Raw genomic sequence first — 26,719 nt, forward strand, 5'->3', positions numbered from 1 at the left:
AGGATCTCTCGGAGGGTACGGCGGGGCGTACCGGGACGGGGGAGAGGTACCGGCCAGCGGGACGACGCCCCACCGGCCCGGTCCGGCGCGGACACCATGGGGACCTATGAGCGACGACGTGGCACTGACGATTCCCGGCGTCCTGCGGCGCGCCGCCGAACGGTTCCCTGACGCCGAGGCCGTCGTGGACGGCGCGTCCCGGCTGACCTATGCGCAGCTGCGGAGCCGGGTGCGCGAGGCGGCGAAGGCGTTCATCGCACTCGGTGTCGAGCCGGGGGACCGCGTCGGGATCTGGGCGCCGAACGGCATCCGGTGGATCGTGACCGCGCTGGGCGCGCTGAGCGCCGGCGCCGTCGTGGTCCCGGCCAACACCCGGTACAAGGGCGAGGAGGCGCGGTGGCTGTTCGGCCGGAGCGGCGTGCGGGCGCTCTTCGTGGAGGACGGCTTCCTCGGCAACGCCTATCTCGGCATGCTCGGGGTGGAAGGGGACGGGGGAACGACCGGCCTGCCCGGCCTCGCCACCGTGGTGACGTACGACGCCGGGGAACGGCCGGGAGCGACGAGCTGGGAGCACTTCCTGTCGGGCGCGGAGGCGGTCACGGACGAGGAGGCCGACGCCCGGGCCGAGGCGGTGCGCCCCGACGACGTGGCGGACATCCTGTTCACCTCCGGCACCACCGGCAGGTCCAAGGGCGCCATGTGCACCCACCGGCAGAACGTCCGCACCTACCTGGCCTGGAGCGACCGGACCGGCCTGCACCACGGCGACCGCTACCTGATCGTCAACCCGTTCTTCCACTCCTTCGGCTACAAGGCGGGGGTCTTCGCCTGCCTGCTCAGAGCCGCCACGATGGTCCTCCAGCCGGTGTTCGCGGCGGGCGAGACGATGCGGCTGGTCGAGGCCGAGCGGATCACCGTGCTGCCGGGGGCGCCGACCGTCTACATCTCGATGCTCGACGCTCCGGAGCGGGACCGGTTCGACCTGTCGTCGCTGCGGCTCGCGGTGACCGGCGCCGCGGTGGTGCCGGTCGTGCTGGTCAGACGGATGCGGGCCGAGCTCTTCCCCGAGGTGGTCACCGCGTACGGGCTGACCGAGTCGTGCGGCACGGCCACCTCCTGTTCCCTGACGGACGACGACACGACGGTGGCGACCACGTCCGGCCGTCCCATCGAGGGAGTGGAGGTGGTGGTGGCCGACGACAAGGGGGACCCGGTTCCGGTGGGGGAGGACGGCGAGATCCTGGTCCGCGGCCACAACGTGATGGTGGGCTACCTCGACGACGAGGAGGCGACCGCCGCGACGATCAGGGACGGCTGGCTGGTGACCGGGGACCGCGGGCGGCTCGACGAGCGGGGCAACCTGACCATCACCGGCCGGTCGAAGGACATGTTCGTCGTCGGCGGGTTCAACGTGTACCCGGCCGAGATCGAGCAGGTGCTGGCCGCCCACGAGGGGGTGGCCGAGGCCGCGGTGACCGGAGTCCCCGACGCCCGGATGGGCGAGGCCGGCCGGGCGTACGTCGTGGCCCGGCCAGGAGTCGCCCTCGTGCCCGGCGAACTGGTCGCGTACTGCCGGGGCCGGCTCGCCGGTTTCAAGGTGCCGCGCGAGGTCGTGCTCGTCGCGGAACTGCCGCGCAACGCGGCGGGGAAGGTCGACAAGGCCGCGCTGGCCCTGCTCGAGGCTTCTGTTCAGGCGCCGTAGACGGGCTCCGGCCGGGCGGCCTCGGCGAGCAGTCCGGCGATCTCGGGGCCGAGACGCGCCGCGTCCCATCGGGTGCCCCCGTCGATGGCGGGGCCGCGGCGGAAGCCCTCCATCACGCAGATCCGGCCGCCCTCGATCTCGAAGACCCGCCCGGTCACGGCCGCGGACTCGGCCGAGCCGAGCCAGACGACGAGCGGGGACACGTTCCCGGGGTCCATCGCGTCGAACTGGCCGATCCCGGGGGCCGCCATCGTGGCCGCGAAGGCCTGTTCGGTCATCCGGGTGCGGGCGGCGGGGGCGATGGCGTTGACGGTCACGCCGTAGCGGCCGAGTTCGGCCGCGGCGACGAGCGTGAGGCCCACGATGCCCGCCTTGGCCGCCGAGTAGTTGCCCTGCCCGACACTCCCCAGCAGACCGGCTCCCGACGAGGTGTTGATCACGCGGGCGTCCACCGGGCGGCCCGCCTTGGACTCGGCCCGCCAATGCAGCCCGGCGTGCTTCAGCGGCAGGAAGTGGCCCTTGAGGTGGACGCGCATCACCGCGTCCCACTCCTCCTCGGAGAGGTTCACCAGCATGCGGTCACGGAGGAACCCCGCGTTGTTGACGAGCACGTCGAGCCGGCCGAAGCGGTCCAGCGCGGTCGCGACCAGCCGCCGTGCCCCCTCGTCCGCGGCGACGTCGGAGCAGTCGGCGACCGCGTCGCCGCCCATCGCGCGGATCTCCTCGGCCGTCTCCTCGGCCACGGCCTGCGCGGGCCCGTCCGCGCCGCCGCCGCCGCTCTCGCCGGACAGGCTCACGCCGAGGTCGTTGACCACGACCTTGGCGCCCTGCCGGGCGAACTCCAGGGCGTGCGCACGGCCGAGGCCGCGCCCGGCGCCGGTCACGATCACGACGCGGTCCTCGCAGATCATGTTGTGCTCTCCTCCGTGGACCGAAGCCGGCCGGGTCGGTGGCCTCGGAGATCATCCGGGACTCTGCTAGCGTATTTTCTAACAAATGTTAGATCGAAAGGCGGTTGTATGGGAATCTCCGCCAGCAGTCACGGCGAGGGCGTCGTCGAGATCGTGATGGACGCGCCGCCGGTGAACGCGCTGACCGTGCGGGGCTGGTTCGACCTGGCCGCCGCCGTACGGGAGGCCGGGCGGGACGTGCGGACCCGGGTCGTGGTGCTGCGGGCCGAGGGCCGCGGGTTCAACGCGGGCGTCGACATCAAGGAGATGCAGGCGGGCAGCGGCTTCGAGGCGCTGGTGGGCGCGAACCGGGGCTGCTTCGAGGCGTTCGCGGCGGTCTACGAGTGCGAGGTGCCGGTGATCGCCGCCGTGCACGGGTTCTGCCTCGGCGGAGGCGTCGGCCTGGCCGGCAACGCGGACGTCGTGGTGGCCTCCGACGACGCCTACTTCGGGCTGCCCGAGGTCGAGCGGGGCGCGCTCGGGGCCGCCACCCACCTGGCCAGGCTGGTTCCCCAGCACCTGATGCGGGCCATGGTGTACACCTGCCGCAACGTCACGGCCGCCGAGTTGCACGCGTTCGGCTCGGTGCTGGAGGTCGTGCCGCGCGACCGGCTCCGCGACGCGGCGCTCGAGGTGGCGGCCCAGATCGCCGCCAAGGATCCACAGGTGATCCGGCGGGCCAAGGAGTCGCTGAACGGCATCGACCCGGTCGACGTCAGGCGCAGCTATCGGTTCGAGCAGGGCTTCACGTTCGAGCTCGGCCTCACGGGCGCGGGCGACCGGCACCGCGACGCCTTCGTCGCGGACGGGGCGAAGTGATGGGCGCCGTGATGTCGATCGAGGAGATCGTCGGCTCGCTGGACAGCGGCATGACGATCGGGATCGGCGGGTGGGGCTCGCGGCGCAAGCCGATGGCCCTGGTCCGGGCGATCTGCCGGTCCTCCCTGACGGACCTGACCGTCGTGTCGTACGGCGGGCCGGACGTGGGCCTGCTGTGCGCGGCGGGCAAGGTCCGCCGGGTGGTCGCCCCGTTCGTCACGCTCGACTCGATCGCCCTGGAACCGCATTTCCGGGCCGCCCGGCAGAGCGGGGCGATCGAGTTCACCGAGTACGACGAGGGCATGTTCATGTTCGGCCTGCTCGCCGGGGCGCACCGGCTGCCGTTCCTGCCGACCAGGGCGGGGCTCGGCTCCGACGTCCTGCGGGTCGTCCCCGGCCTGCGCACCGTCCGCTCGCCGTACGAGGACGGGGAGGAACTGGTCGCGGTGCCCGCGCTGACGATGGACGCGGCGCTGGTGCACCTGGACCTGGCCGACACCCGGGGCAACGGCCGCTACCTCGGGGCCGACCCGTACCTGGACGACCTGTTCGCCAAGGCGGCCGCGCGCTGCTACGTGTCCTGCGAGCGGATGGTCGAGCCCGGTGGGCTCGGCGGCCCGCCGCAGACGCTGCTGGTCAGCCGCATGCACGTCACAGGCGTCGTGGAGACGCCGGACGGCGGTCACTTCACCGGCCGAGGACCGGGCGGAGAGCGCGATGAGGCGTTCCAGCGGCACTACGCGGCGTCGGCGGCCGACCCGGAGGCGTGGGCGGCGTTCGCCGACCGGTTCCTGTCCGGTGACGAGGCGGCCTACCAGGAGGCCGTACGGCGATGGCACGAGAGGGACCGCGTGGAAGGGGAGACGCGATGAGCGCGGCGTCCGGGACGTCCGCCGCGACCCGCGCGGAGATCTGCGTGGTGGCCTGCGCCGAGGCGTGGCGCGGCGACGGCGAGGTGCTGGCCGCGGCGATGGGCACCTGCTCCATCCTGGGGGCCAGGCTCGCCCGGCACACGTTCGAGCCGGGACTGCTGACCACCGACGGCGGCGCGCTGCTCACCGCGGAGCCGGTGGCGTTCGGCGCCCCCGCGGGAGCGGTCGAGGGATGGTTGCCGTTCCGCGACCACCTGTGGCTCGTGCAGAACGGGCGGCGGCACGTGATGATGGGCGCCTCGCAGATCGACCGGCACGGCAACACCAACATCTCGGCCATCGGCGACTGGGCGCGGCCGAAGTCGCAGCTCCTCGGCGTGCGCGGCGCGCCGGGGAACACGATCGCCAACCCGACGAGCTACTGGATCCCACGGCACTCGACGCGGGTCTTCGTTCCCCAGGTCGACATGGTGAGCGGCGTCGGCTTCGATCGGGCGGCCGCACTCGGGCCCGGCGCCTCCCGGTTCCACGGCCTGCGCCGCGTGGTGACCGACCTCGCGGTGCTGGACTTCGGCACGCCCGACCGGTCGATGCGGCTGGTCTCCGTGCATCCCGGAGTCGAGGTCCAGCGGGTCGTCACCGCGACCGGCTTCGAGTTGGTCATCGAGGGCGACGTGCCGGAGACCCGGCGGCCCGCCGAGGAGGAGTTGCGGCTGATCCGCGAGGTGCTCGACCCGAAGGCCCTGCGCGACCAGGAGGTCAGGGCGTGATCGCCCAGGTGCTGGACACTCCGCTGACGCGGCTCACCGGCGTCCGCCACCCGGTCGTGCAGACCGGGATGGGCTGGGTAGCCGGGCCGCGGCTGGTCTCCGCCGTGGCGGAGGCCGGAGGCCTCGGCATCCTCGGCTCGGCCACGATGACCCTCGACCGGCTCGCCGCCGCGATCGAGGAGGTCCGATCCCGGACGGACGCGCCGTTCGGCGTGAATCTGCGCGCCGACGCCGCGGACGCGGGCGACCGCGTCGACCTGCTGATCAGGAACCGGGTGCAGGTCGCCTCGTTCGCCCTGGCCCCGCGCCGGGAGCTGATCGCGAAGCTGAAGGACGCCGGGGTCGTGGTGATCCCGTCCGTGGGCGCCCGGCGGCACGCCGAGAAGGTCGCCGCCTGGGGAGCCGACGCCGTCATGGTCCAGGGCGGCGAAGGCGGCGGCCACACCGGTGCGGTCGCCACCACCCTGCTGTTGCCCCAGGTCGTCGACGCGGTGGACATCCCGGTGATCGCCGCCGGGGGATTCTTCGACGGGCGCGGCCTGGCGGCGGCTCTGGCGTACGGCGCGGCCGGGGTGGGCATGGGCACCCGGTTCCTGCTGACCGCCGACAGCCCGGTCCCCGACGCGGTCAAGCAGGCCTACCTCGGCACGTCGGAGACCGTCGTCACGCGGCAGGTCGACGGCATGCCGCACCGCGTCCTGCGCACCGCGCTCGTCGACGGGCTGGAACGGTCGGGCAGGGTGTCCGGTCTGGTCCGGGCCGTGCGCAGCGCCGCCCGGTTCAGGCGGATCTCCGGGATGTCGTGGGCCGCGATGATCCGCGACGGTCTGGCGATGCGGCAGGGCAGGGAGCTGACCTGGTCGCAGGTCCTCATGGCCGCCAACACGCCCATGCTGCTCAAGGCGGCCATGGTGGACGGCCGGCCCGACCTGGGCGTGATGGCGTCCGGCCAGGTGGTCGCGCTCATCGACGACCTGCCCACCTGCGAGGAGCTGATCGACCGGATCGTCACCGGGGCCGCCGGCGTCCTGCGCGACCTCGGCGGCCTGGCGGCCTAGTGAGCCAGGGCGGACATCACGCGTGCCCGGTGGGCGGCGGGGGAGCCCCAGGCCGAGTGCAGTGCGCGGGCCTTGCGGATGAGCAGGCTGGGGTCGTACTCGTCGGTGTAGCCGATCGCACCGTGCACCTGCAGGGCGATCCTGGCCGCCGTGTACGCGGCCTCGGCCGCCGAGACCTTGGCCGCCGACACGTCTGTGGCGAAGTCCGGCGTGCCGTACGAGAGGGCGGCGCCGTACACCAGCGGGCGGGCGTACTCCAGCCCCACGAGCGCGTTCGCGAGGTGATGCCGGACCGCCTGGAACTCGCCGATCGGCCGCCCGAACTGCCGCCGCGTTCGCGCGTGGTCCACCGACACCTCCAGGAGCCGGCGTCCCAGCCCGACGAGCTGGGCGGCGCACATCAGTGCCCCCATGTCGTAACCCTCGGCGGTGGCCGCCGTCGCATCTTCGGCGATCACCTCGCCCGGCGTGATCGCGAACAGCCGCCGCGCGGGGTCGAGGGAGGTCCGTGCCTCGCCGGGCACGGCCGCACGGAGCTCCCCGCCGTCCACCGTCAGGACCAGACCGGCGACGTCCGCGTCCAGCGCGTACGGCACCGCGGGAGGAAGGGCGAGCGAGACGACCGCCGTGCCGTCCGCGATCGCGGGCAGCCACGCGGCGGAGGACGAGTCCCCGGGGAGGCGGCCGAGCAGCACGGAGGCGGCGACGGTCTCGGCGTACGGCCCGGGCACGCCGTGCCTGCCGAGCTCGTGGAACGCGGTCACCAGCTCCACCGGGAGCGGGCCGGCGCCGCCCGCGGACTCGGGCACGGCGAGCGCGAGGACCCCGGCGGCGGCCAGTGAGCGCCACAGGGCCAGGCCGGGCCCGTGTCTCCCCGCGGCCCAGTCGCGGGCCACGCCGGCGACGGCAGCCTCGGTCAGCAGCTTGTCCAGGGTCTCGCCGAACAACCTCTGCTCGGCGTCGAGGACGAATCTCACCCGTCACCTCTCATCCGTCACCGCCCCGCTCTCGGCAGGCCGAGCACGCGCTCGGCGATCACGTCACGCTGGATCTCGTTGGTCCCGGCGTAGATCGGGCCGGCGAGGGAGAACACGTATCCCTCCAGCCATTCACCCTCCAGTTCGCCGTCCGGGCCGAGCAGATCGAGGGCCGTCTCGTGCAGCGCCACGTCGAGCTCCGACCAGAAGACCTTGTTGACGCTGGACTCGGCGCCGACGTCGTCGGTGCGTGAGATGGTCTCGAAGCCCTTCAACCGGTAGGCCCGGGCCCTGATCCACGCGTCCGCCACCCGGTCGCGCAGCGCGGTGTCGGCGGGATCGCCGCGCTCGCGCCAGAGCTCCACCAGCCGGTCGGCGGCGGCCAGGAACCGGCCGGGGCTGCGCAGCGTCAGCCCGCGCTCGTTGCCCGTGGTGCTCATCGCGACCCGCCAGCCCTCACCCGGGTCGCCGATGACGTCCCGGTCGGGCACGAACACGTCGTCGAAGAAGAGTTCGGCGAACGCCGGCTTGCCGTCGATGCGGCCGATCGGGCGGCGGGTGATCCCGCCGGCGTCCAGCGGGAACATCAGGTACGTCAGGCCGCGGTGCCGTTCCGCCTCCGGGTCGGAGCGGAAGGGGCCGAAGCCCCGATCGGCGAAGGCCGCCCGCGAGCTCCACGTCTTCTGGCCGTTCAGCAGCCAGCCGCCGTCGGCCCGGGTCGCGGTGGCGCGCAGGGAGGCGAGATCGCTGCCCGCCCCCGGCTCGGACCAGGCCTGCGCCCAGATCACCTCACCCGAGGCCATCGGCGGCAGGACGCGGGCGAGCTGCTCGGGCGTGCCGTACCGGAACAGGGTCGGCGCGAGCAGGTTGACGCCGTTCTGGCCGACCCGGCCCGGCGCCCCCGCCGCGTAGTACTCCTCCTCGAACACGAGCCACTCCAGCGGCGTCGCGTTCCGGCCGCCGTACTCCTCGGGCCAGGACACCACCGACAGCCGCGCCGCGTGCAGTTCGCGCTCCCAGGCGCGGTGGGCGGCGAAGCCCTCCCCGGTCTCCAGGGAGGGCAGCGGTGTGGCGGGGACGTGGGCGCGCAGCCAGTGCCGGACCTCGGCGCGGAACGGTTCCGCGGCCGACAGGTCAAGATCCATCGGCTGCCGCCTTCATGCTCTTGGGATCCATTCCGGCGAGGGAGTCCGCCGAGGTCTCGGCGTTGTGGGCGTGGGCGAGATGGTGCAGCCCGAAGACCGCGTCCATCCCGGCGTGCATGCCCTGCAGGTCCTCGGCCTGGTTCACGGCCTTCTTCGCCAGCGCCAGGCCCATGCGCGGCATGGCCGCGATCCGCTCGGCCAGCGCGAGGACCTGTCCCTCCAGCTCGTCGCGAGGCACGACCCGGTTGACCATCCCGATCTCGTACGCGCGGCGAGCCGGCATGCGGTCGCCGGTGAACAGGAACTCCTTGGCGATCCTCGGCGGCATGGCCCAGGGGTGGGCGAAATACTCCACGCCGGGGATGCCCATCCGCACCACGGGGTCGGCGAAGAAGGCGTCCTCCGAGGCGACGATCAGATCGCAGACCCAGGCCAGCATGAGGCCGCCGGCGATGCACGCCCCCTGCACCATCGCGATCATGGGCTTGGGGATCTCCCGCCACCGCCGGCACATGCCGAGGTAGACCTCCGACTCGCGGGCGAAACGACTCTCCGCCCCGTCCTTGCCCACGTGGTCCCACCACAGGGCCGCCCTGCGGTCGAAGGACAGATGCGCGTCCCGCTGCGGAGTGCCGATGTCGTGTCCCGCCGAGAAGTGCCCGCCCTCGCCGGCCAGCACGATCACCTTGACGTCGTCGTCGGCCACCGCCCGGTAGAAGGCCTCGTCCAAGGCGTACGTCATCGCCGAGTTCTGCGCGTTGCGGTACTCCGGGCGGTTCATGGTGACCACCGCCACGGGTCCGCGCCGCTCGTAGCGGACCACGGTCATGGCATCCTCGCATTCTTTCTAACAACTATTTGATAGAGTAAACCACGTAAGGCTCAGCGAGGAGGATCCCGGTCAGCCGGGCAGTCCGTGAAGGGCGGGGCATGCAGCCGACCTACGTTCCCGGTCACGGCCTGCTGCGCGGCCGGGTCGCGACGGTGACCGCGGCCGCCGGCACCGGCATCGGGGGCGCCTGCGCCCGGCGCATGCTGGAGGAGGGCGCGCGGGTGGTGATCAGCGACGCCCACGAACGGCGGCTCGAGGAGACCCTGGCCGAACTGCGCAAGGAGTTCGGCGACGACGTGGCGGCGGTGCCATGCGACGTCACCTCCGAGGAGCAGGTGCGCAACCTCTTCACGATCGCCGAGGAGCGGTTCGGCCCGGTGGACGTGGTGGTCAACAACGCCGGCCTCGGCGGCACGGCGAGGCTCGCCGAGATGACCGACGAGCAGTGGAACCGGGTCCTCGACGTGACGCTGAACGGCACCATGCGCTGCACGCGGGCCGCGCTGTCGCGCATGCAGCCGAGGGGCCGCGGCGTGATCGTGAACAACGCCTCGGTGATCGGCTGGCGGGCTCAGGAGGGCCAGGCCCACTACGCGGCGGCCAAGGCGGGCGTCATGGCGCTGACCAGATGCGCCGCCGTCGAGGCCGCGCCGTACGGCGTGCGCGTCAACGCCGTGGCGCCCTCGCTGGCCATGCACCCGCACCTGGCCAAGGTGACGACGGAGGAGGTGCTGGCGGAGCTCACCAGGAACGAGGCCTTCGGCCGCCACGCGGAGCCCTGGGAAGTGGCCAACGTTATGGTCTTCCTCGCGAGCGACTACTCCTCCTACATGACCGGGGAGATCGTCTCGGTCTCCAGCCGGCACCCCTGAGAGGTCGACCTTCCATGAGCCCACGACGCCGAGACTCCGAGAGCACCGCGGCCGCCCGCGCCGAGCGCCGGGCCGAGTTGCTCGCGACCGCCGCCGAGGTGTTCGCGTCGCGGGGGTACGCGTCGACGACGGTCCGCGAGGTGGCCGACGCCGCGGGCATGCTCGGAGGCAGCCTCTACTACCACTTCGACTCCAAGGAGTCGATGGTCGACGAGATCCTGTCGGTCTTCCTCACCGACATGTGGGCGGCCTACGACGCCGTGATCGGATCCGGGCTCGACGCGCGGGACACCTTCCGGGCGCTGATCGCCGAGTCGTTCCGCACGATCGACAGGCATCGCCCCGCGGTCGTGATCTATCAGAACGAGTCGAAGCATCTGGCGACGAACCCGCGTTTCGCCTACCTCACCGACTCGCAGCGGCGCTTTCGCGCGATGTGGCTGTCGGTGCTGGACCGGGGGGTCATGGAGGGCGTCTTCCGCGCCGACCTCGACACCGGTCTGATCTACCGCTTCACCCGCGACACCGTCTGGCTGGCCGCGAGCTGGTACCGCAGCGACGGCCGGTTGTCCGCGGACGAGATAGCCCGGCAGTACATGGCGATGGTCCTGGAAGGGATCGTGACGACCTGAGGAGTTCTCGATGGCGGAGGCCTACATCGTCGAAGCCGTGCGCGCCCCCGTGGGCAGGCGCGGCGGCGGACTGTCCGGCGTGCACCCGGCCGATCTGGGCGCGCATGTCCTGACCGAGCTCATGTCGCGGTCCGGGGTCGACCCGGCGGCCGTCGACGACGTCGTCTTCGGTTGCCTCGACGCGGTCGGCCCGCAGGCGGGTGACATCGCCAGGACCTCCTGGCTGGCCGCGGGGCTGCCCCAGGAGGTGCCGGGCGTGACCGTCGACCGCCAGTGCGGCTCGTCCCAGCAGGCGGTGCACTTCGCGGCCCAGGCCGTGATGTCCGGCACGAGCGACCTCGTGGTCGCCGGCGGGGTGCAGAACATGTCCCAGATCCCGATCGCCTTCGCCTCTCGCGGAGCCGCGGACTCCCTCGGCCTCACCGAGGGGCCGTTCGCCGGCTCGCGCGGCTGGCAGGCCAGGTACGGCGGGCAGGACGTTTCCCAGTTCCGCGGCGCCGAGATGATCGCCCGGGATTGGGAGATCTCCCGGGAGGACATGGAGGTCTTCGCCTACGAGTCGCACCGGCGCGCGATCCTGGCGATCGACGAGGGGCGCTTCGAGCGGGAGATCGCGCCGCTGGAGGGCGTCTCGGCCGACGAGGGCCCGCGCCGCGACACCTCCCTGGCGAAGATGGCGGGACTGCGCACCCTGGAGGAGGGCGGACGGCTCACCGCCGCGGTGGCCTCGCAGATCTCGGACGGGGCCGCGGCGCTCCTCATCGCCTCGGAGGAGGCGGTGCGGACGCACGGCCTGCGGCCCAGGGCCCGCGTTCACCACCTGTCGGCGCGCGGCGAGGACCCGATCCGCATGTTGTCCGCGCCGATCCCGGCCACCGCGCACGCGCTGAAGAAGACCGGCATGTCCATCGGCGACATGGACGCCGTGGAGATCAACGAGGCGTTCGCCCCGGTGGTGCTCGCCTGGCTCAAGGAGACGGGGGCCGACCCGGCCCGGGTCAACCCCAACGGCGGCGCCATCGCGCTCGGCCACCCGCTCGGCGCCACAGGCGCCCGGCTGATGACCACCCTGCTGCACGAACTGGAGCGCACCGGCGGCCGGTACGGCCTGCAGACGATGTGCGAAGGCGGCGGCCAGGCGAACGTCACCATCCTCGAACGCCTGTAGTGAGGCGCTCGCCGAGGGCACTATACAGCAAAGCAAGCGCTTGTTAGGATCCGGCCATGATTCCCACGATTGTCTGGGGTACCGGCAATGTCGGCCGTGCGGCCATCCGTGCCGTCGAGGCCCACCCGGCCCTGAAACTGGCGGCCGTACTCGTCCACGACCCCGGCAAGGCCGGCCGTGACGCAGGTGATCTCGCCGGGCTCGGCCGCGATCTGGGGGTCGCGGCGACCGACGACGTCGACGCGGTGCTGGCCGCCGGTCCGGGCGCCGTGGTGTACGCGGCATCGGGTGAGATCCGTCCCGACGAGGCCCTCGCCGACATCATCAGGGCGATCCGGGGCGGAGCCGTGGTCGTCACTCCCTCGCTGTACGCGCTCTACGACCAGAGCAACGCCCCACGAGAACTGCGGGAACCGGTGCTCGCCGCCATCGCGGAGGGCGGCGGCTCGCTGTTCGTCTCCGGCGTCGACCCCGGCTGGGGCAACGACGTGCTGCCCCTGCTGATCAGCGGACTCGGCACCACCGTCGACGTGATCCGCTGCCAGGAGATCTTCGACTACTCCACCTACGACCAGCCGGACTCGGTCCGCTACCTGGTCGGCATGGGCCAGCCGATGGACTACGAGCCGCCGATGACCGCGCCGACGATCCCGACCATGGTGTGGGGCGGGCAGATACGGCTGATGGCCAGGGCACTCGGTGTCGAACTCGACGAGATCCGCGAGACCCTGGACCGGCGCCCGCTCGAGTCCACGGTGAGTACCAAGGCGATGGGCGACTTCGAGGCCGGCACCCAGGGCGCGATCAGGTTCGAGGTGCAGGGCATCGTCGAGGGCGAACCCCGCATCGTCATCGAGCACGTCACCCGCATCCACGCGTCCTGCGCGCCGGACTGGCCGACGCCGCCCGACGGCGACGGGGCGCACCGCGTCATCATCGAGGGCAGCCCGCGCATCGAGGTCACGGTCGAGGCCACCGACGAGGGCGGCAACCGGGCCGCGGGCGGGAACGCCACCGCGGTCGGCCGGCTGGTGGGCGCCATCGACTGGCTCGTGGACGCGGACCCCGGACTCTACGACGCGCTCGACGTCCCCCTGCGTCCCGCGGTCGGCAGACTCGGAAGGAAGCAGCCGTGAACATCGACATCCCCGAGGGCAAGGACGCGATCGAGTACGTGTGGGGCGAGATGGTCCCCGGCATCGGGATCGCCGCCTCGAAGTTCTCGATGTCGGTGTACGCCCACACGACCCTCGGGCTCCGCGAGTTCGAGGCCGCGCGGTTGCGGATCGCGCAGATCAACGGGTGCGTCTTCTGTCTCGACTGGCGTACCGAGCGGGACGGGCAGAAGGTCGAGGAGGAGTTCGCCGACGCGGTGACCCGGTGGCGGACCACCGACGCCTTCGACGACCGCACCCGGCTGGCCGCCGAGTACGCCGAGCGGTACGCCCTGGACCACCACGGCATCGACGACGAGTTCTGGACGCGGATGACCGCGCACTACAGCCAGCTCGAGATCGTCGAGCTGAGTATGAGCATCGGCTCCTGGCTGGCCTTCGGCCGGCTCAACCACGTGCTGGGCCTGGACGCGGTGTGCATGCTGCCGTCGGCCCGTCGCCCTGCGCCGAACCGATAGACGCGCCACGACCTGGCGACCACCAGGCGGGCGATCCACCCACAGGCCACTCACGGAGAGGTAGCGGCGTCACGCACAGTAACGAGAACTTGTCTGAGAGTAGGGAAAGATCGAAATGGTCGACAACACCTCGGGCGGTACTGGTCACAAAGGATTCTCGCGCCGAAAATTCATCACTGGAACCGGTTCTCTACTAGGAGTCGCGGCCCTCGCGGGCCGTACCGCTCCGGCTCAGGCGGCGGTGGCCCTCCCCGCAGCCGCCCCGATCGCCTCCGGTGAACATGTCCCGGTTTTGGTGATCGGTACCGGATACGGCGGATCCGTCGCCGCTCTGCGTCTCGCCCAGGCGGGCGTCGACGTGCACATGATCGAGATGGGCATGGCCTGGGACACCCCCGGCTCGGACGGCAAGATCTTCTGTAGCACGCTCAATCCCGACCAGCGGTCCTACTGGCTGCGCACCAAGACCAAACAGCCCCTCAACTACTTCCTCGGCTTCCCGATCGACAGGGACATCTCCCGCTACACCGGGATCCTGGACGCCGAGGAGTTCAGCGGCATCACGGTCTACCAGGGCCGCGGCGTCGGCGGCGGTTCGCTGGTCAACGGTGGTATGGCGGTCACGCCCAAGCGGGAGAACTTCAGCTTCGTCCTCCCGTCGGTGAACCCCGATGAGATGTACGACACCTACTACCCGCGTGCCAACGCCGGGCTCGGGGTCGGCCTCATCGACTCGGCCTGGTTCGAGTCCGCCTCCGCCTACCAGTACTCCCGGGTCGGGCGTAAGCACGCCGGACGCTCCGGGTTCCCCTGGGGCTTCGTGCCCAACGTGTACGACTGGGACTACATGAAGCAGGAGCAGGCCGGAACCGCCACCAAGTCGGCGCTGGCCGGGGAGATCCTCTACGGCAACAACTACGGCAAGAAATCACTGCAGAAGACCTACATCGCCCAGGCCAAGGCCACCGGCAGGGTCACCATCTCCCCGCTGCACAGGGTCACCTCGGTCGCTCCGGCGGCGGGTGGCGGCTACACCGTCTCCATCGACCAGCTCAACACGAACGGCGACGTCACGAACGTCAAGACCGTGCTCGCCGACAGGGTGTTCTTCGCCGCCGGGAGCGTCGGCACCAGCAAGTTGCTGGTCAAGCTGAAGGCCACCGGCGTGCTGCCCCTCCTGAACGACGAGGTCGGCAAGGGCTGGGGCGACAACGGCAACGTCATGTGCGGCCGGGCCAACTGGCTGTGGGACCCGACCGGCAGCCTCCAGTCGACCATTCCCTGCTCCGGCATCGACAACTGGACCGCCGGTGGCGCGTTCGCCGAGGTCGCCCCGCTGCCAGTGGGGATCGAGACCTTCGCCTCGTTCTACCTGTCGATCACCAAGAACCCGAACCGCGCCCAGTTCTCCTGGAACGCCGCGACGGGCAAGGTCGATCTGAACTGGCAGACCGCCTGGAAGCAGCCGGGCATCGACATGGCCAAGACGATCTTCGACAAGATCAACGCGAAGGAGGGGACGATCTACCGGACCGACCTCTTCGGTGTCTACAAGATCTGGGGCGACCACCTCACGTACCACCCGCTCGGGGGCGCGGTGCTGAACAAGGCCACCGACAACTACGGCCGGCTCGCCGGCTACCCCGGCCTGTACGTCATCGACGGCTCGCTGATCCCCGGCAACACCAGCGTCAACCCGTTCGTCACCATCACGGCGCTCGCCGAACGGAACATCGAAAAGATCATCGCCACCGACCTGTGACGAGGGCCCGATCCCGCACGCGCGTGCACGGCCACCTCAGGTGACCGTGCACTCGCATGTCCAGCCCGCGGGCGTCCACGACATGAATCGCGTATTGCTCATGCGGCCACTCGCTCTGCATAGTGAGATCATCGCGGCTGATCTTCAGATGCCGCCCCGAGCACATCCAGATGAAGGCGGTGCGGTCACGTGGCAGGCAGAGAAGGGATCAGGCTCCGCGTCCTCATGGAGCCCCGGCACGGAGCCCGTTACGAGGACATCCTGGCGCTGGCACTGGCCACCGAGCGGGCCGGGTTCGACGGGTTCTTCCGCTCGGACCATCTGCTCGGCGTCGACCCGGACGACCCGGCCTATCGGCCCACCGACTGCTGGACGACGCTCGGCGGGCTGGCCAGGGACACCGAGCGGATACGGCTCGGCGCGCTGATGAGCGCGGCGACGTTCCGGGCCCCCGGTCTGCTGGCGACCGTCGTCGCGTCCGTCGACGAGATGAGCGGCGGCCGTGTCGAATTCGGCATCGGCACCGGCTGGTTCGCCCGGGAGCACGCCGCGTTCGGGTTCCCGTTCCCGGACACGGGCGAACGGTTCGACCGGCTCGAGGAACAGCTGGAGATCATCACCGGGTTGTGGCGTACGCCCTTCGGAGACGATCAGGGATTCTCCTTCGAGGGAGTCCACTACCGCATCGAGGCCAACCGCACCCCGCCGCGGCCGTTCCAGTCGCCGTACCCGCCGATCCTGATCGGCGGCACCGGGCCGAAGCGGACCCCGGCCATCGCGGCCAGGTACGCGTCCGAGTTCAACGCGGGCCTGGGCGGCGACCTGCGCGAGCAGATGGCGACCTTCACCCGGGCCTGCGAGGAGATCGGCAGAGACCCGGGCGAGCCGCGGCGGTCGGCGTGCGTGCCCGTCGCCTGCGGGTCCACGCCCGCCGAGGTGGAGCGCCGGTCCGAGGGCATCGCGCCGTTCTTCCGCAGCGTCGCGGCGATCGGCTCCCCGGATCAGGTCGCCGAACAACTCGCAGGTCTGGGGGAGTTGGGGTTCGACACGGTCTACCTGTTCATCTTCGACATCCACGACCTGGACCACATCGCCCTGATCGGGGCCGAGGTCCTGCCGCACCTCGCGGCGACGAAGGTCGTGGGCCCGTGAGCCGCACCTGAGCCGGGGGCCGGTGGGAGCGCCGGGAAGTTCAGACGATCTCTCATGTATCCCGGACGATGGCGCCAGGGAGTGTCAGACACGACCTGGGTGAGGGCCCGCGCGTGACGGGGGGACTCGTCCCCGCGCCTGCGGAAATTTCCGGCCGGTACTGCGGAACATCACATACCGGATCCGTGACGGTGCGACGATGCTCCGTACCCGTGAGTTACCTCAGTGTCTGGTGAGAGGGGATCTCCATGGGCAGCCCCACCAAGAGCGCCGCCGAACACGACGAAGGGGCGGTCGGCCGGCGCCGGTTCCTGACCTTCCTGGTCGCCGCCCCGACGCTGACGCTCGCGACGACGAACCTGGCCCCGGACGGGCTCGACGCGGCGGCCGCCGAGGCGGGAGTGCCCGGCCTGCCGCAGCCCGCGGACATCATGGACCTCGGCGATGTCCTCATCCTCGCCGGAACGCCGACGGCGAACCTGCTGGTGCTGGAGGTGACCGAGGACGGCGAGGCCCACTTCGAGTTGCCGCGCGCCGAGGTCGGTCAGGGCATCACCACGGCGGTGGCGATGCTGGTCGCGGAGGAGTTGGACCTCCCGCTGTCGAAGGTGCGGGTACGGCTCGCCGACGCGCGGCCCGAATTGCTGATGAACCAGCTCACCGGTGGTTCCAACACGATCCGCTCGGTCTACGGTCCCGTGCGCCGGACCGCGGCGGCCGCGCGGGCACGGTTGGTCGCCGCGGCGGGCAGGCGATGGGACCTGTCACCCGACCGGCTCGTCACCCGTGACGGCGCGGTCGTCGCACCGGACGGGCGCACGGCCTCCTACGGCTCCCTCACAGGCCTCGCGGCGACGCTTCCGCTGCAAGGTCTCACCGCGAAACCGAAACCGGAGTCCGAGCACACCCTGGTGGGCACCCCGACCTCGCGCATCGACGCCCGGGCGATGGTCACCGGCGCGATGCGCTACACCCTGGACCTCGACGTCGCGGGCGCCAAGCCCACGATGGTGCGGCGGCCGCCGACGATCAACGGCACCGTGCGGTCGGTGAACAACGAGACCGCGGTGCGGGCCATGCCCGGCGTGATCGACCTCGCCGTCGTCCCGACCGGCGTCGCGGTCATGGCCGAGACGTTCGGGCAGGCGCTGGACGCCAAGGACGCGCTGGACGTCACCTGGAACGACGGGACCGTCGACGCCCTGTCCGACGCCGACATCCGCAAGCGGCTCCGCGCGGCCGCCCTGCCGTTCGTCGTGCCGCCGCTGCTGACCCGGCACGTCGACGCGGAGTTCGACTTCGCCTTCGTCAGCCACGCGCCGCTGGAGACCAACTCCGCGATCGCGGACGTACGCGACGACCAGGCCGAGATCTGGGCAGGGCTCAAGTCCGCGATCGTCGCCAAGCAGACCATCGCCGCCGCGATCGGCCTGCCGGAGGATCGTGTCACCGTACATGTGCGGCAGAGCGGCGGCTCGTTCGGCCGCAGGCTGTTCTTCGACGGCGCGCTCGAAGCGGCGCAGATCTCCAAGGCCATGGCCAGGCCGGTCAAGCTGATGTGGTCGCGGATCGACGACATGCGGCACGGGCGGGCCCGTCCGGCGACGCACCACAAGATCCGCGCCACCTACGCGCTCGGGCAGGTGCTCACCTACGAGCATCGCGTGGCCGCCGTGGAGACCGACCTTCGGCACGGTCTCGGCGAGATCCTCACTGCCACCGCGGCCCGGCTCCCCGTCGCCGGAAACCTGAGCTTCGCGCAGACGGTGTTCCTCACCACCGTGAAGGTGCCTTACGACTTCGGCGTCGTGACCGAACTGCTCAACGAGGTGCCGCTGAAGATGCACACCGCGAGCTGGCGGTCGGTGTATTCGGCCAACACCCGCGGCGCCGAGGAGATCCTCGTCGACGAGCTGGCGAACAGGATGGGCAAGGATCCCGTCGCGTTCCGCCGCGCCTTCCTCAAGACCGACCGGCAGCGGAGGGTCCTGGACAAGGTCGCCGCCGCCGGGAACTGGGGGCGCACCATGCCGGCGGGATTCGCCCAGGGAGTGGGCTTCCACGACGAGTACAAGTCCTGCACCGCGTGCCTGGTCGAGATCGACGCGCGCGATCCGGGAAAGCCGAGGGTGGTCCGGGCGGTGATCGCGGCGGACGTCGGCCGCCCGATCAACCCGCGCGGGCTGGAGGCGCAACTGCTCGGCGGACTCACGGACGCGATCTCCACGACCCTGCGGGCGGGCCTGCACATCGACAGGGGCCTGCCGCTGGAGGGCAGCTACTCGCAGTTCCACTACGCGCGGCAGAAGGATTCGCCGACAGACGTGCGGATCTTCATCATGCCCGCCGACGGTGAGCCGGGCGGCGCGGGCGAGCTGGGGGTACCCGCCGCGGTCGGCGCGATCGCCAACGCCTACGCGCGGGCCACCGGGACCAGACCGCGCAGCTTCCCGATCAACTTCGACGTCGACTTCACTCCGTTCCCCCGCTGAGGAGGCAGACCGTGCCCACCTACACCTTCGCCGTGAACGGGAAGACCGTCACCGTCGACGCGCCTGCCGACATGCCCCTGCTGTGGGTGCTGCGCGACAAGCTCGGCGTGACGGGTCCGAAGTACGGCTGCGGCATCGACGTCTGCAAGGCGTGCACCAGCCACCTCGACGGGGAAGCGGTCAACCCGTGCGTCGTCCCGGTGTCCGAGGCGGCGGGCAGGGAGGTCACCACGATCGAGGGGCTCGCCGAAGGCGACACGCTGCATCCCGTGCAGGAGGCCTGGCTCGAGGAGGACGTGGCCCAGTGCGGTTACTGCCAGCCCGGCCAGATCATGGCGGCCGTGGCGCTGCTCCGGAAGAACGCCGACCCCACCGACGCCGAGATCGACGCGATCCAGAACGTCTGCCGCTGCGGCACCTACTTCCGCATCCGGGAGGCGATCAAGCGGGCGGCGGCGAAGATGTAGGCGGCGAAGGGTGCAGCCCGTCCACCGGGCGCGTGGCCGCCGTCGGCGGGTTCTCTGTACAGCAGGTGCCATCGCAATCGGTTGCATGCCATGACCCGGAGCACCGGTGGCAGGGTGTCCAAGATTCACCTGCCGCGGCTCGTACGGGTCACGGCATCTTGGCGTGTAACCGATTGCGATGGCCGTTCACCTGATGGATGAGGTCCGGCGTCTCACCGGGGCCTCAGTGCCACCTCATTGCCACCTCATTGCCACCTCATCGTCAGAGGCGGTTACGCACGCGCCTCCTCCATCAGCGCGGCCAGGGCCGGCTCCGGTTCGAGCACGAACAGCCCGCCGTGGGTTCGATCGGTCACCCAGATGAGCCCGCCCTCGTCGACGAACAGGTCGTTGGCCTGCGGCGCCTGCTGGCCGGGCGGTGTCTCGGAGACCCAGTGTGCGATCTCGCGGGGATCATCCGGGTCCTCCAGGTCGTAGACGCGAACGCCCGCGTTGAAGTACGTCGCGAAGATGAGGCGTTCGCTCCGGTAGGACCGTTGTCTGTTCTCGTGCAGGTTGTGCGGTCCGAAGCGCATCGGCAGGTCGTCGTACGGACCGTCCGGATGCGGGAAGGCGCCGCGGTACGACGGTACGGCCGGGTCGGCGACGTCCACGAGGTGGATCCGCCGCTCAGGAGCGCGCGGACCGTCGTGCTGCTGCTCGTCGGTGACCACGAGGAGGTCGCGGCCGGGCAGCGGCAGGCACGTGTGCGTCGCACCGCCACCCCACCGGCACCGGCCGATCATCTTCGGAGAGGTCATGTCGGAGACGTCGAGCACGACCAGGTTGGCATCGTCGAAACCGAGGTAGGCGACGTCGCCGGAGGTGAGGGCGTGGTGAGCGGCGTAGCGGCGGCCGTCCGGCCAGTCCGGGTGCTCGCCGCCGGCCTCCCACTGGCCCGGCCACCACCAGCGCCCGGCCTCGACGGGCCGCGACGGATCGGAAAGGTCGACGGCGACCCAGATGCGGTCCCTGAAGCCGTCGGGCACCGCCGACATGTGGGCGTACCGGCCGCCTTCCCACACGATGCGGTGGACGCCCTTGCCCCCCGACTCCCAGAACGCGATCTGCTCCGGGGCGAAGGGGTCCTTCAGGTCGTACACCGCGAGGCCCGCCGAGTGCGGACCGAGCGGCCCGGCCGGCCGGTACGGAAAGCGCTCGTGGTTGACGAGCAGCAGTCCGCCGGCCACCTGGACCTTGTGCGTGTGGGTGTTGTCAGGAGCGCGCCACTGGTCCACCAACCGGGGACGCAGGGGGTCCGCCACATCCAGGATCGAGGTGCCCATCCGGGACGTTCCGCTGTGGCCGACGTAGAGGGCGTCGCCTTCGCGCATCACCTGCATGCCGTCGCCGCTGCCGGCGAGGTCGTGGTGGGCGAGAAGCCGGAGTCCCTTGGCGGCAGCCGTTCCCACGCCCATGGCTCACACGTTCCCGAGAGCGGGCCTGAACGGCAGGCCCAGGATCTTCTGGGCGCGCCAGAGCGGGACGAGGTAGGTGTACGCACGCCAGTCGGTGCCCTCGGGGACCGACTTGAACCCGATCTGGTCCGCGATGAACTTGTCCATGTCGGCGGGATCGAATCCGCCGTCGGCCACGTGGTAGTCCGTGGCGTTCTCCGCCGAGTACGCGTCGGCGAACTCCGGCGGCACGTCGAAGCCCTTCTTCACCATCAGCGCCAGGACCTCGTCCTTGTTCGCCTGGTTCGTGATGAACTGCCGTGCCTTCAGCGTGGCCGTGAGGAACGCCGTGACGGTTTCCGGGCTCTCCGTCAGCAGCTTGTTGGCCGCCCACCCGTTCTGCGGCACCTTGCGCGTCTCCTCGAACAGGAACTTGCCGCCCTCCTTCTCCAGCACCTTGCGGTGGCGAAGCTGCAGGCTGGCGCCGTCGACCACGCCGGCGATCACGGACTGGAGCCGCTCGTTGGACTGGCCGCCGGTGCTGACGATCTTGACGTCCTTGTCCGGGACGACACCGTTCTTGGTCAGCAGTTCCCGCAGGATCGCGTCGTTGCGGCTGTTGAACTGGCCGCCCGTGATCGTCTTGCCCTTCAGGTCCGCGGCCGTGTTGATGCCCTTGTGGACACCCAGGATGTTGGCCTCGCCGCCCAGGTAGACCGACAGGAACCGGACTCCCGTGTTGCTCTTCTTGGCGGCGGCGATCGTCGTGTCGGAGTCGTAGAGCGACATGTCGAGCGAGCCGCCGATGAGGGCGGGCAGCGGGTCCTCGATGGTCTTGATGTCGACCGTGTCGATGCCGACCTCCTTGAAGTACCCCTTCTCCTGAGCCACCAGGATGTCCTCGTGGAACAGGTAGTACGGGTTGTCGACGCCGACCACGAGGTTGTGCTTGACCTTGGTCGTGTCGATCGTCGCGTCGATGTCGTCGGCGCTCGCCGGGGCGCTCTGGTTCGCGGCGTTCGGGGCCTTGTCGCCTCCGCCCGCGCCTCCGCAGGCCGCGACGAGGACGGTGAGGCTGAAGACGGTCAGTAACTGCTTGGATCTGTGCATCGGTGACTCCTGGGCGTCGTCCCATGGAAGCGGCTGTGGGAAGTGGGGGATGGCGAACCGCGCCGGCCCTGGGGGGTGAGGAAATCCGAGAGATGCGGGTGGAGAGATCTATGCGCGTGAGATGTCGCGCCACGGCGCCGCGTGCTGTTCGAGCCAGCGCATCGCCTGTACCAATCCGACGGACATGACTGCGAGAAGAATCAAAGTCGCGTACAACATCGGGGCGTCGAACTGTTCGCCCGCCTTGTCCAGCAGGAAGCCGAGTCCGTTCCCTCCGCCGCCGAGCAGTTCACCGATGAGCATGCCGACGAGTCCGCGGGCGATGCCCTGGTTGACGCCGGAGATCACGAACGGGAGCGTGTACGGAAGGATCACCTTGAGGTAGATCTGCGGCCTGCTGGCCCCGAACACCTCGCCGGCCCGAACCAGTGAAGGTTCGACCGTCTTCACCCCCGCCATGCAGTTGACCATGATCGGGAACACGGCGGACAGAACGATGATCGTCAGCTGCATGGAATTGCCGAACCCCATGATCAGGATCAGCAGGGGGATCAGGGCGACGCGGGGGAGCGACGTCATCGCCCATACGTAGGGACTGAGGATCAGGTCGGCGACCCTGCTCGCACCCATGAGCAGACCGACGGGGATGCCGATCACCGCCGAGATCGCCAGGCCGATGAGGAAGTTCGTCAGGCTGTGGCTGAGCTGCGGCCAGATCGTGCCGTCGGCGAACCCGTTGAAGAGCGCGGCGAACATCTCGGTCGCCCGCGGGAAGAACAGCGCGTTGATCACTTCCGCGCGGGCGACGAGCTCCCAGATCACGAAGAAGACGGCCAGGTTGACCACGGTGATCGCGACGTTCTTGAGTGGCGCGAACCGGCTGACGTGAATGCTCTCGATCTGCTGATCGTTCGTGCGCGCGGCGCCCTGGATCGTCTCGGTCATCGTGATGCGCCCTCCTGCTTCGCGCCCAGGGCCTCGTCCGCCAGAAGCGACCACAGGTGACTGCGTATCTCTCCGAACCTGGGCGACCGCTGGACGTCGGCCTGTTCGTCGAATCGCGGACGTGGGAGGTCGACGTCGATGACTTCCCTGATGGTGCCGGGCCGCTTGCTGATGACCACGATGCGATCGGCCAGCAGGATGGCCTCGTCGATCGAGTGCGTGATGAAGACGACCGTCTGCCGGGTCTCGGCGATGATCTTCTCCAGTTCCGCCTGCATGGCCTCACGCGTCATCGCGTCCACTGCGCCGAACGGCTCGTCCATGAGCAGGATCTCGGGCTCGGTCACCAGAGCGCGCGCGATCCCGACTCGCTGCCGCATGCCTCCGGAGAGCTCATGCGGGTAGGACTTCTCGAACCCCGTAAGCCCGACGAGTTCGAGTGCCTGCGCGACGCGTCCGGCCTGCTCCGACTTCGGCACGTGCCCGCGACGGTTCTCCATGGCGAACCGGATGTTCCGTTCGACCGTTCGCCACGGAAGGAGTGCGTAGTCCTGGAAGACCATCGCCCGGTCGGCGCCCGGGCCGGTCACCTCACTGCCGCGTACTCGTACCGAACCTTCGATCGGCTTGACGAAACCCGCGATCAGATTGATGAAGGTCGTCTTCCCGCAACCGGACGGTCCGACGATGGCGAGGAATTCGCCCCGCCGTACTTGGAGTGAGACGTCCCGTAATGCGATGAGTCGTGTGTGTTCTCGTCTGTTGTCATAACCCGCGGTCACATGTGCCGCCTCGATGAGTGCCGGTTCCGGCACGGCGTCATCTACGGCGCGCTGTGCGCCGGGCGCACTGTGGGCCTCTACTTGCCCCATCCCAGCTCCCTGCTCAGATCAGCGTGTTTTCCTGCCTCTGGCGTTGACCGCTGCAATCGGTTGCGCCGACGGTACCCAACGGGTTCAGTAGCGTCAATATGGTGTATACGCATTATTTGGGCCGCAGGAAGCTCACCTTGGCCTTCGGAAAATGGGCGCCACGCAATCGATTGCGAAATGAGATGTGGGCCGAGGGAGACCGCCGGCCGCGGCGTGTCCACGCGTGACGATTCCGCTCCCGCGCCGACGGTCCACCGCCGATCGCATGCGGGACGGATCGGCAGACGGGAAACAAAGTTGCGGACTGTGCATATTTGCATGGTCCGCATATTTACTGAGTCCGCATACTTGCGGGACGCGCAACATCGAGTAGGGTGAGTGACGTGAGCACTGAGGACGGCGCGCGGCTCGGACTGCGAGAGCGCAAGAAGCGTGAGACGAGGGCGATGCTGAGCTGGGCGGCCGTCCGGCTCACGGTCGAGCGCGGGTTCGACCGCGTGCGGGTGGAGGACATCGCCGAGGCGGCGGGGGTGTCTCCGCGCACGTTCAACAACTACTTCTCCAGCAAGGCCGAGGCGATCGTCGCCCGTCACCTCGACCGGACCCTGCGGGTCGCGGAGATGTTGCGGGGCCGGCCCGCGTCCGAGCCGCTCTGGGAGTCCATCGCCCACGCGGCGCGCGCGCAGTTCGAGCCGCCGCCGGAGGCGGTCGCGCATCCGGTGACCGACCGCCGGCAGTGGATCGCCGGGGTGCAACTGATGGTCGCCGAGCCGGCGATGCAGGGCGAGTTCCTGCGGGCGGGAGCACTCGCCGAGGCCGAGATCGCCGCCGCGGTGGCCGAGCGCACCGGCACCGACGTCAACCGTGACCTCTATCCGCACCTGGTGGCCGCCGCGGTCACGGCCGCAGGCAACGTGGCCATGCAGCACTGGCTGCGCATCGGTCCGCCCGCAGAGATGGAGCAGTTGTTGTCCGAGGCTCTGGCGCAGTTCGCCGCGGGTCTGCCCACGCCGTAGCCCGGGCTCGTCCTCCAGTACGTCAACCCGGCGCCGCCGGGTCGATTCACCGTGCGCGCGTTGCGCACCCGTACCCAAAGGATCTTGCCATGCCCATCGACATGCCCATCGACATGCCCATCGACATGCCCATCGACATGCCCATCGACATGCCCATCGACATGCCCATCGACGTCGTCATCGCCGGTGCCGGTCCGAACGGCCTCATGCTGGCCTGCGAGCTGGCCCTGGCCGGTGTCCGGCCGCTCGTCCTGGAGCGACTGACCGGCCCCTCCGGCGAACAGCGGGCCAACGGGCTCGTCGGTCAGGTCGTGCGGATGCTCGACCGTCGCGGCCTGCACGAACGGCTCAGCGGTAGCACCGCGCCGCCGCGCCCGGCACCGGCCTTCATGTTCGGCGCGTTCTCGCTGGACCTGGCCGCCCTGCCCGACAACCCCGTCTACCTGCTGATGGTGCCTCAGCGCCGCATCGAGGAGATGCTGGCGGAGCGCGCCGCCGAGCTCGGGGTCGAGATCCGGCGGGGTCACGCGGTGACCGGGCTGACCCAGGACTCGGGCGTGGCCACGGTCGAGGTGACCGGTCCCGCGGGGCCGTACCGGATCGAGGCGCGCTTCTTGGTGGGAGCCGACGGCGGGCACAGCGTGGTCCGCAAGCTCGCCGGGATCGGCTTCCCCGGCGTGACCACCGATCGCAGGATCTCCCGCAGCGCCCACGTCAGCATGCCGGCCGAGCTGATCGATCCGGTCGGCGGCGGGCTGGTCATCCCCGGCTACGGCGCCGTCCCGCCCTTCATGCACCACCGCACCGAGCGGGGGCTGATCACGTTCGCGCCGTTCCCCAGCGGCCCGTCGTTGGTGAGCACGACGGAGTTCCTGCCGTCCGGTGACGACGCCGGGTTCGAGGAACCGCTCACGATCTCCGAACTGCGCGACAGCGTCCGGCGGGTGCTCGGCGTCGATCTGCCGATCGGTCCACCGGAAGGACCCGGGCCGCACCTGCTGCGGCGGCTGGCCGGTGGCAACACCCGGCTGGCCGACCGATTCCGCGCCGGACGGGTCCTGCTGGTCGGAGACGCCGCCCACGTCCATTCGGCGATGGGCGGCCCTGGGCTCAACCTGGGCCTGCAGGACGCGATCAACCTGGGCTGGAAGCTCGCCGCCGAGCTGCGCGGGTGGGCGCCTCCGGGGCTGCTGGACAGCTACGAGGCCGAGCGCCGCCCGGCCGGTCAGCGGGTGACCATGCACACCCAGGCGCAGGGCGTGCTGGTCGGCCCCGGCAGCGAGATCACCGCGCTCCGTGAGCTGTTCGGCGAACTGCTGGCGGACCGCCACACCGTGCAGCGCCTTGCGGACCTGATAGCCGGCGCCGACATCCGCTACGACATGGGCACGGCTCCCGCCGACCCCGGCGCGGCCTCCCTGACCGGCCGGTGGGCACCTGACCTGCTGCTGCAGACCGAGACCGGTACGGTACGACTCGCTGAGCTGACCCGCGACGCCCGGCCCCTGCTGCTGGACCTCACCGATGGCGGGACGCTCGCCGACTTCGCGGCACCGTGGCGCGATCGGGTCCACATCGTGACCGCACGATGCGACGCCCCGAACGTCACCGCGCTGCTCCTGCGGCCGGACTGCTACGTCGCCTGGGCGTCGACGTCGCCCGGTCCGGACGACCGGCAGCGCGAGGAACTCCGGTCGGCGCTCGTCCGCTGGTTCGGGCACTCGACGAATAGCGGTGTCGAGGGCGCCGGTCAGCCGTCCGCCGACGCCAGGATCTGACGCTGCTCTCAGGCACATGCCGGCGGTTGTGCGCGTCTGGTGTTGCCGCTCAGGGTGGTTGGTCTGGCTGGGAGGCGCCTGTCATGGTCGTGGCGGCCGGCTTGCGTGGGTGGTGTCGGGGCCGCCCGGTGTAGGTGAAGGCCCAGCGGTCCTTGCCTTCGCGTCGGCGTTGGTAGCGGTGGGGGCGGCGGTAGCGGTCGCGGTTGTGGAACTGGCAGGCCGGTCCGAGGAGGCGCAGGTCGGTTAGGCCGCCGTCGGT

Annotated in this window: 25 protein-coding genes; 16 read left to right on the forward strand and 9 right to left on the reverse strand. The window is 70.6% G+C overall.

Annotation, left to right across the window (positions count from 1 at the left end; translation table 11 throughout):
* Positions 1–106 precede the first annotated feature (106 nt).
* Positions 107–1,702, forward strand: a complete 1,596-nt coding sequence (locus Psi02_RS07355) for a FadD3 family acyl-CoA ligase (RefSeq protein ID WP_203972690.1) — start codon at positions 107–109, stop codon at positions 1,700–1,702.
* Here the strand turns inward: Psi02_RS07355 and Psi02_RS07360 are convergent.
* Complete coding sequence (locus Psi02_RS07360) at positions 1,690–2,613, reverse strand: SDR family oxidoreductase (protein ID WP_203972691.1); 924 nt, start codon at positions 2,611–2,613, stop codon at positions 1,690–1,692. The genes Psi02_RS07355 and Psi02_RS07360 overlap by 13 nt on opposite strands.
* A gap of 108 nt (positions 2,614–2,721) precedes the next feature.
* Here Psi02_RS07360 and Psi02_RS07365 point away from each other — a divergent pair, with 108 nt between their 5' ends.
* From Psi02_RS07365 to Psi02_RS07380, 4 genes are read left to right on the forward strand one after another with little or no spacing between them, the layout of a single operon-like run.
* Positions 2,722–3,471 carry an enoyl-CoA hydratase family protein gene (locus tag Psi02_RS07365; RefSeq protein ID WP_203972692.1) on the forward strand — a complete coding sequence of 250 codons (750 nt, stop codon included), beginning with the start codon at positions 2,722–2,724 and terminating at the stop codon, positions 3,469–3,471.
* On the forward strand, positions 3,471–4,343 hold the full coding sequence (locus Psi02_RS07370; protein WP_203972693.1) for a CoA transferase subunit A: 873 nt from the start codon (positions 3,471–3,473) through the stop codon (positions 4,341–4,343). Before Psi02_RS07365 ends, Psi02_RS07370 begins: the two co-directional genes overlap by 1 nt.
* Complete coding sequence (locus tag Psi02_RS07375) at positions 4,340–5,113, forward strand: CoA-transferase subunit beta (RefSeq protein WP_203972694.1); 774 nt, start codon at positions 4,340–4,342, stop codon at positions 5,111–5,113. The genes Psi02_RS07370 and Psi02_RS07375 overlap by 4 nt, the downstream gene beginning before the upstream one ends.
* Entirely contained in the window at positions 5,113–6,171 is a 1,059-nt protein-coding gene (locus Psi02_RS07380) for an NAD(P)H-dependent flavin oxidoreductase (RefSeq protein WP_239094689.1), read from the forward strand. Before Psi02_RS07375 ends, Psi02_RS07380 begins: the two co-directional genes overlap by 1 nt.
* Here the strand turns inward: Psi02_RS07380 and Psi02_RS07385 are convergent.
* From Psi02_RS07385 to Psi02_RS07395, 3 genes are read right to left on the reverse strand one after another with little or no spacing between them, the layout of a single operon-like run.
* Entirely contained in the window at positions 6,168–7,148 is a 981-nt protein-coding gene (locus tag Psi02_RS07385) for an acyl-CoA dehydrogenase family protein (RefSeq protein ID WP_203972695.1), read from the reverse strand. The genes Psi02_RS07380 and Psi02_RS07385 overlap by 4 nt on opposite strands.
* Before the next feature lie 17 nt (positions 7,149–7,165).
* Positions 7,166–8,293 (reverse strand): acyl-CoA dehydrogenase family protein, encoded by a 1,128-nt coding sequence (locus Psi02_RS07390; protein WP_203972696.1) that lies wholly within the window; start codon positions 8,291–8,293, stop codon positions 7,166–7,168.
* Entirely contained in the window at positions 8,283–9,122 is an 840-nt protein-coding gene (locus tag Psi02_RS07395) for an enoyl-CoA hydratase (RefSeq protein ID WP_203972697.1), read from the reverse strand. The genes Psi02_RS07390 and Psi02_RS07395 overlap by 11 nt, the downstream gene beginning before the upstream one ends.
* Positions 9,123–9,223: 101 nt before the next feature.
* Between Psi02_RS07395 and Psi02_RS07400 the strand changes: the two genes are divergently transcribed.
* The 9 genes from Psi02_RS07400 to Psi02_RS07440 all read left to right on the forward strand — a co-directional run bounded on the left by Psi02_RS07400 (position 9,224) and on the right by Psi02_RS07440 (position 19,303).
* Positions 9,224–9,997, forward strand: coding sequence for an SDR family oxidoreductase (locus tag Psi02_RS07400; RefSeq protein ID WP_203972698.1), 774 nt, complete (start codon positions 9,224–9,226; stop codon positions 9,995–9,997).
* Positions 9,998–10,011: 14 nt separating this feature from the next.
* Positions 10,012–10,629 (forward strand): TetR/AcrR family transcriptional regulator, encoded by a 618-nt coding sequence (locus Psi02_RS07405; protein WP_203972699.1) that lies wholly within the window; start codon positions 10,012–10,014, stop codon positions 10,627–10,629.
* Positions 10,630–10,639: 10 nt separating this feature from the next.
* Positions 10,640–11,797: an acetyl-CoA C-acetyltransferase gene (locus tag Psi02_RS07410; RefSeq protein WP_203972700.1), complete on the forward strand. Its 1,158-nt coding sequence runs from the start codon at positions 10,640–10,642 to the stop codon at positions 11,795–11,797.
* Between the two features lie 56 nt (positions 11,798–11,853).
* Positions 11,854–12,933 (forward strand): NAD(P)H-dependent amine dehydrogenase family protein, encoded by a 1,080-nt coding sequence (locus Psi02_RS07415; protein ID WP_203972701.1) that lies wholly within the window; start codon positions 11,854–11,856, stop codon positions 12,931–12,933.
* Positions 12,930–13,430 carry a carboxymuconolactone decarboxylase family protein gene (locus Psi02_RS07420; protein WP_203972702.1) on the forward strand — a complete coding sequence of 167 codons (501 nt, stop codon included), beginning with the start codon at positions 12,930–12,932 and terminating at the stop codon, positions 13,428–13,430. The genes Psi02_RS07415 and Psi02_RS07420 overlap by 4 nt, the downstream gene beginning before the upstream one ends.
* A gap of 295 nt (positions 13,431–13,725) precedes the next feature.
* Complete coding sequence (locus tag Psi02_RS07425; protein ID WP_239094683.1) at positions 13,726–15,192, forward strand: GMC oxidoreductase; 1,467 nt, start codon at positions 13,726–13,728, stop codon at positions 15,190–15,192.
* A gap of 189 nt (positions 15,193–15,381) precedes the next feature.
* On the forward strand, positions 15,382–16,344 hold the full coding sequence (locus tag Psi02_RS07430) for a TIGR03560 family F420-dependent LLM class oxidoreductase (protein ID WP_239094684.1): 963 nt from the start codon (positions 15,382–15,384) through the stop codon (positions 16,342–16,344).
* 248 nt (positions 16,345–16,592) lie between these two features.
* Positions 16,593–18,836 (forward strand): xanthine dehydrogenase family protein molybdopterin-binding subunit, encoded by a 2,244-nt coding sequence (locus tag Psi02_RS07435; RefSeq protein WP_203972704.1) that lies wholly within the window; start codon positions 16,593–16,595, stop codon positions 18,834–18,836.
* An 11-nt stretch (positions 18,837–18,847) separates the two neighbouring features.
* The gene (locus Psi02_RS07440) at positions 18,848–19,303 is read left to right on the forward strand and encodes a (2Fe-2S)-binding protein (RefSeq protein ID WP_203972705.1); all 456 of its coding nucleotides are present in this window, start codon (positions 18,848–18,850) and stop codon (positions 19,301–19,303) included.
* 272 nt (positions 19,304–19,575) lie between these two features.
* Here Psi02_RS07440 and Psi02_RS07445 read toward each other — a convergent pair whose 3' ends face one another.
* The 4 genes from Psi02_RS07445 to Psi02_RS07460 form a co-directional block, all read right to left on the reverse strand.
* Complete coding sequence (locus Psi02_RS07445; protein ID WP_203972706.1) at positions 19,576–20,760, reverse strand: LVIVD repeat-containing protein; 1,185 nt, start codon at positions 20,758–20,760, stop codon at positions 19,576–19,578.
* Positions 20,761–20,763: 3 nt separating this feature from the next.
* On the reverse strand, positions 20,764–21,849 hold the full coding sequence (locus Psi02_RS07450) for an ABC transporter substrate-binding protein (RefSeq protein WP_203972707.1): 1,086 nt from the start codon (positions 21,847–21,849) through the stop codon (positions 20,764–20,766).
* 108 nt (positions 21,850–21,957) lie between these two features.
* Complete coding sequence (locus Psi02_RS07455; protein WP_203972708.1) at positions 21,958–22,794, reverse strand: ABC transporter permease; 837 nt, start codon at positions 22,792–22,794, stop codon at positions 21,958–21,960.
* On the reverse strand, positions 22,791–23,666 hold the full coding sequence (locus tag Psi02_RS07460; protein ID WP_203972709.1) for an ABC transporter ATP-binding protein: 876 nt from the start codon (positions 23,664–23,666) through the stop codon (positions 22,791–22,793). The genes Psi02_RS07455 and Psi02_RS07460 overlap by 4 nt, the downstream gene beginning before the upstream one ends.
* Positions 23,667–24,049: 383 nt before the next feature.
* On the opposite strand from Psi02_RS07460, the gene Psi02_RS07465 reads away from it, so the two are divergent.
* Together Psi02_RS07465 and Psi02_RS07470 are read left to right on the forward strand one after the other, a co-directional pair.
* A complete protein-coding gene (locus tag Psi02_RS07465; RefSeq protein WP_239094685.1) occupies positions 24,050–24,682 on the forward strand; it encodes an acyl-CoA-like ligand-binding transcription factor in 633 nt (210 codons plus the stop codon).
* Positions 24,683–24,771: 89 nt separating this feature from the next.
* Positions 24,772–26,460, forward strand: a complete 1,689-nt coding sequence (locus Psi02_RS07470) for an FAD-dependent monooxygenase (RefSeq protein WP_239094686.1) — start codon at positions 24,772–24,774, stop codon at positions 26,458–26,460.
* 49 nt (positions 26,461–26,509) lie between these two features.
* Here the strand turns inward: Psi02_RS07470 and Psi02_RS07475 are convergent.
* Positions 26,510–26,719, reverse strand: a 210-nt coding sequence (locus Psi02_RS07475; RefSeq protein ID WP_373317606.1) for a hypothetical protein, incomplete at its 5' end; no start/stop codon positions are given.

This window comes from Planotetraspora silvatica, from assembly GCF_016863315.1.
GTDB lineage: Bacteria > Actinomycetota > Actinomycetes > Streptosporangiales > Streptosporangiaceae > Planotetraspora > Planotetraspora silvatica.

Bases quoted from the DNA above. Each gene is read 5' to 3' on its own strand.
- Psi02_RS07355 (WP_203972690.1), top strand. From the start codon at position 107: ATGAGCGACGACGTGGCACTGACGATTCCCGGCGTCCTGCGGCGCGCC.
- Psi02_RS07360 (WP_203972691.1), bottom strand. From the start codon at position 2,613: ATGATCTGCGAGGACCGCGTCGTGATCGTGACCGGCGCCGGGCGCGGC.
- Psi02_RS07365 (WP_203972692.1), top strand. From the start codon at position 2,722: ATGGGAATCTCCGCCAGCAGTCACGGCGAGGGCGTCGTCGAGATCGTG.
- Psi02_RS07370 (WP_203972693.1), top strand. From the start codon at position 3,471: ATGGGCGCCGTGATGTCGATCGAGGAGATCGTCGGCTCGCTGGACAGC.
- Psi02_RS07375 (WP_203972694.1), top strand. From the start codon at position 4,340: ATGAGCGCGGCGTCCGGGACGTCCGCCGCGACCCGCGCGGAGATCTGC.
- Psi02_RS07390 (WP_203972696.1), bottom strand. From the start codon at position 8,293: ATGGATCTTGACCTGTCGGCCGCGGAACCGTTCCGCGCCGAGGTCCGG.
- Psi02_RS07395 (WP_203972697.1), bottom strand. From the start codon at position 9,122: ATGACCGTGGTCCGCTACGAGCGGCGCGGACCCGTGGCGGTGGTCACC.
- Psi02_RS07400 (WP_203972698.1), top strand. From the start codon at position 9,224: ATGCAGCCGACCTACGTTCCCGGTCACGGCCTGCTGCGCGGCCGGGTC.
- Psi02_RS07405 (WP_203972699.1), top strand. From the start codon at position 10,012: ATGAGCCCACGACGCCGAGACTCCGAGAGCACCGCGGCCGCCCGCGCC.
- Psi02_RS07410 (WP_203972700.1), top strand. From the start codon at position 10,640: ATGGCGGAGGCCTACATCGTCGAAGCCGTGCGCGCCCCCGTGGGCAGG.
- Psi02_RS07415 (WP_203972701.1), top strand. From the start codon at position 11,854: ATGATTCCCACGATTGTCTGGGGTACCGGCAATGTCGGCCGTGCGGCC.
- Psi02_RS07435 (WP_203972704.1), top strand. From the start codon at position 16,593: ATGGGCAGCCCCACCAAGAGCGCCGCCGAACACGACGAAGGGGCGGTC.
- Psi02_RS07445 (WP_203972706.1), bottom strand. From the start codon at position 20,760: ATGGGCGTGGGAACGGCTGCCGCCAAGGGACTCCGGCTTCTCGCCCAC.
- Psi02_RS07450 (WP_203972707.1), bottom strand. From the start codon at position 21,849: ATGCACAGATCCAAGCAGTTACTGACCGTCTTCAGCCTCACCGTCCTC.
- Psi02_RS07455 (WP_203972708.1), bottom strand. From the start codon at position 22,794: ATGACCGAGACGATCCAGGGCGCCGCGCGCACGAACGATCAGCAGATC.
- Psi02_RS07460 (WP_203972709.1), bottom strand. From the start codon at position 23,666: ATGGGGCAAGTAGAGGCCCACAGTGCGCCCGGCGCACAGCGCGCCGTA.
- Psi02_RS07470 (WP_239094686.1), top strand. From the start codon at position 24,772: ATGCCCATCGACATGCCCATCGACATGCCCATCGACATGCCCATCGAC.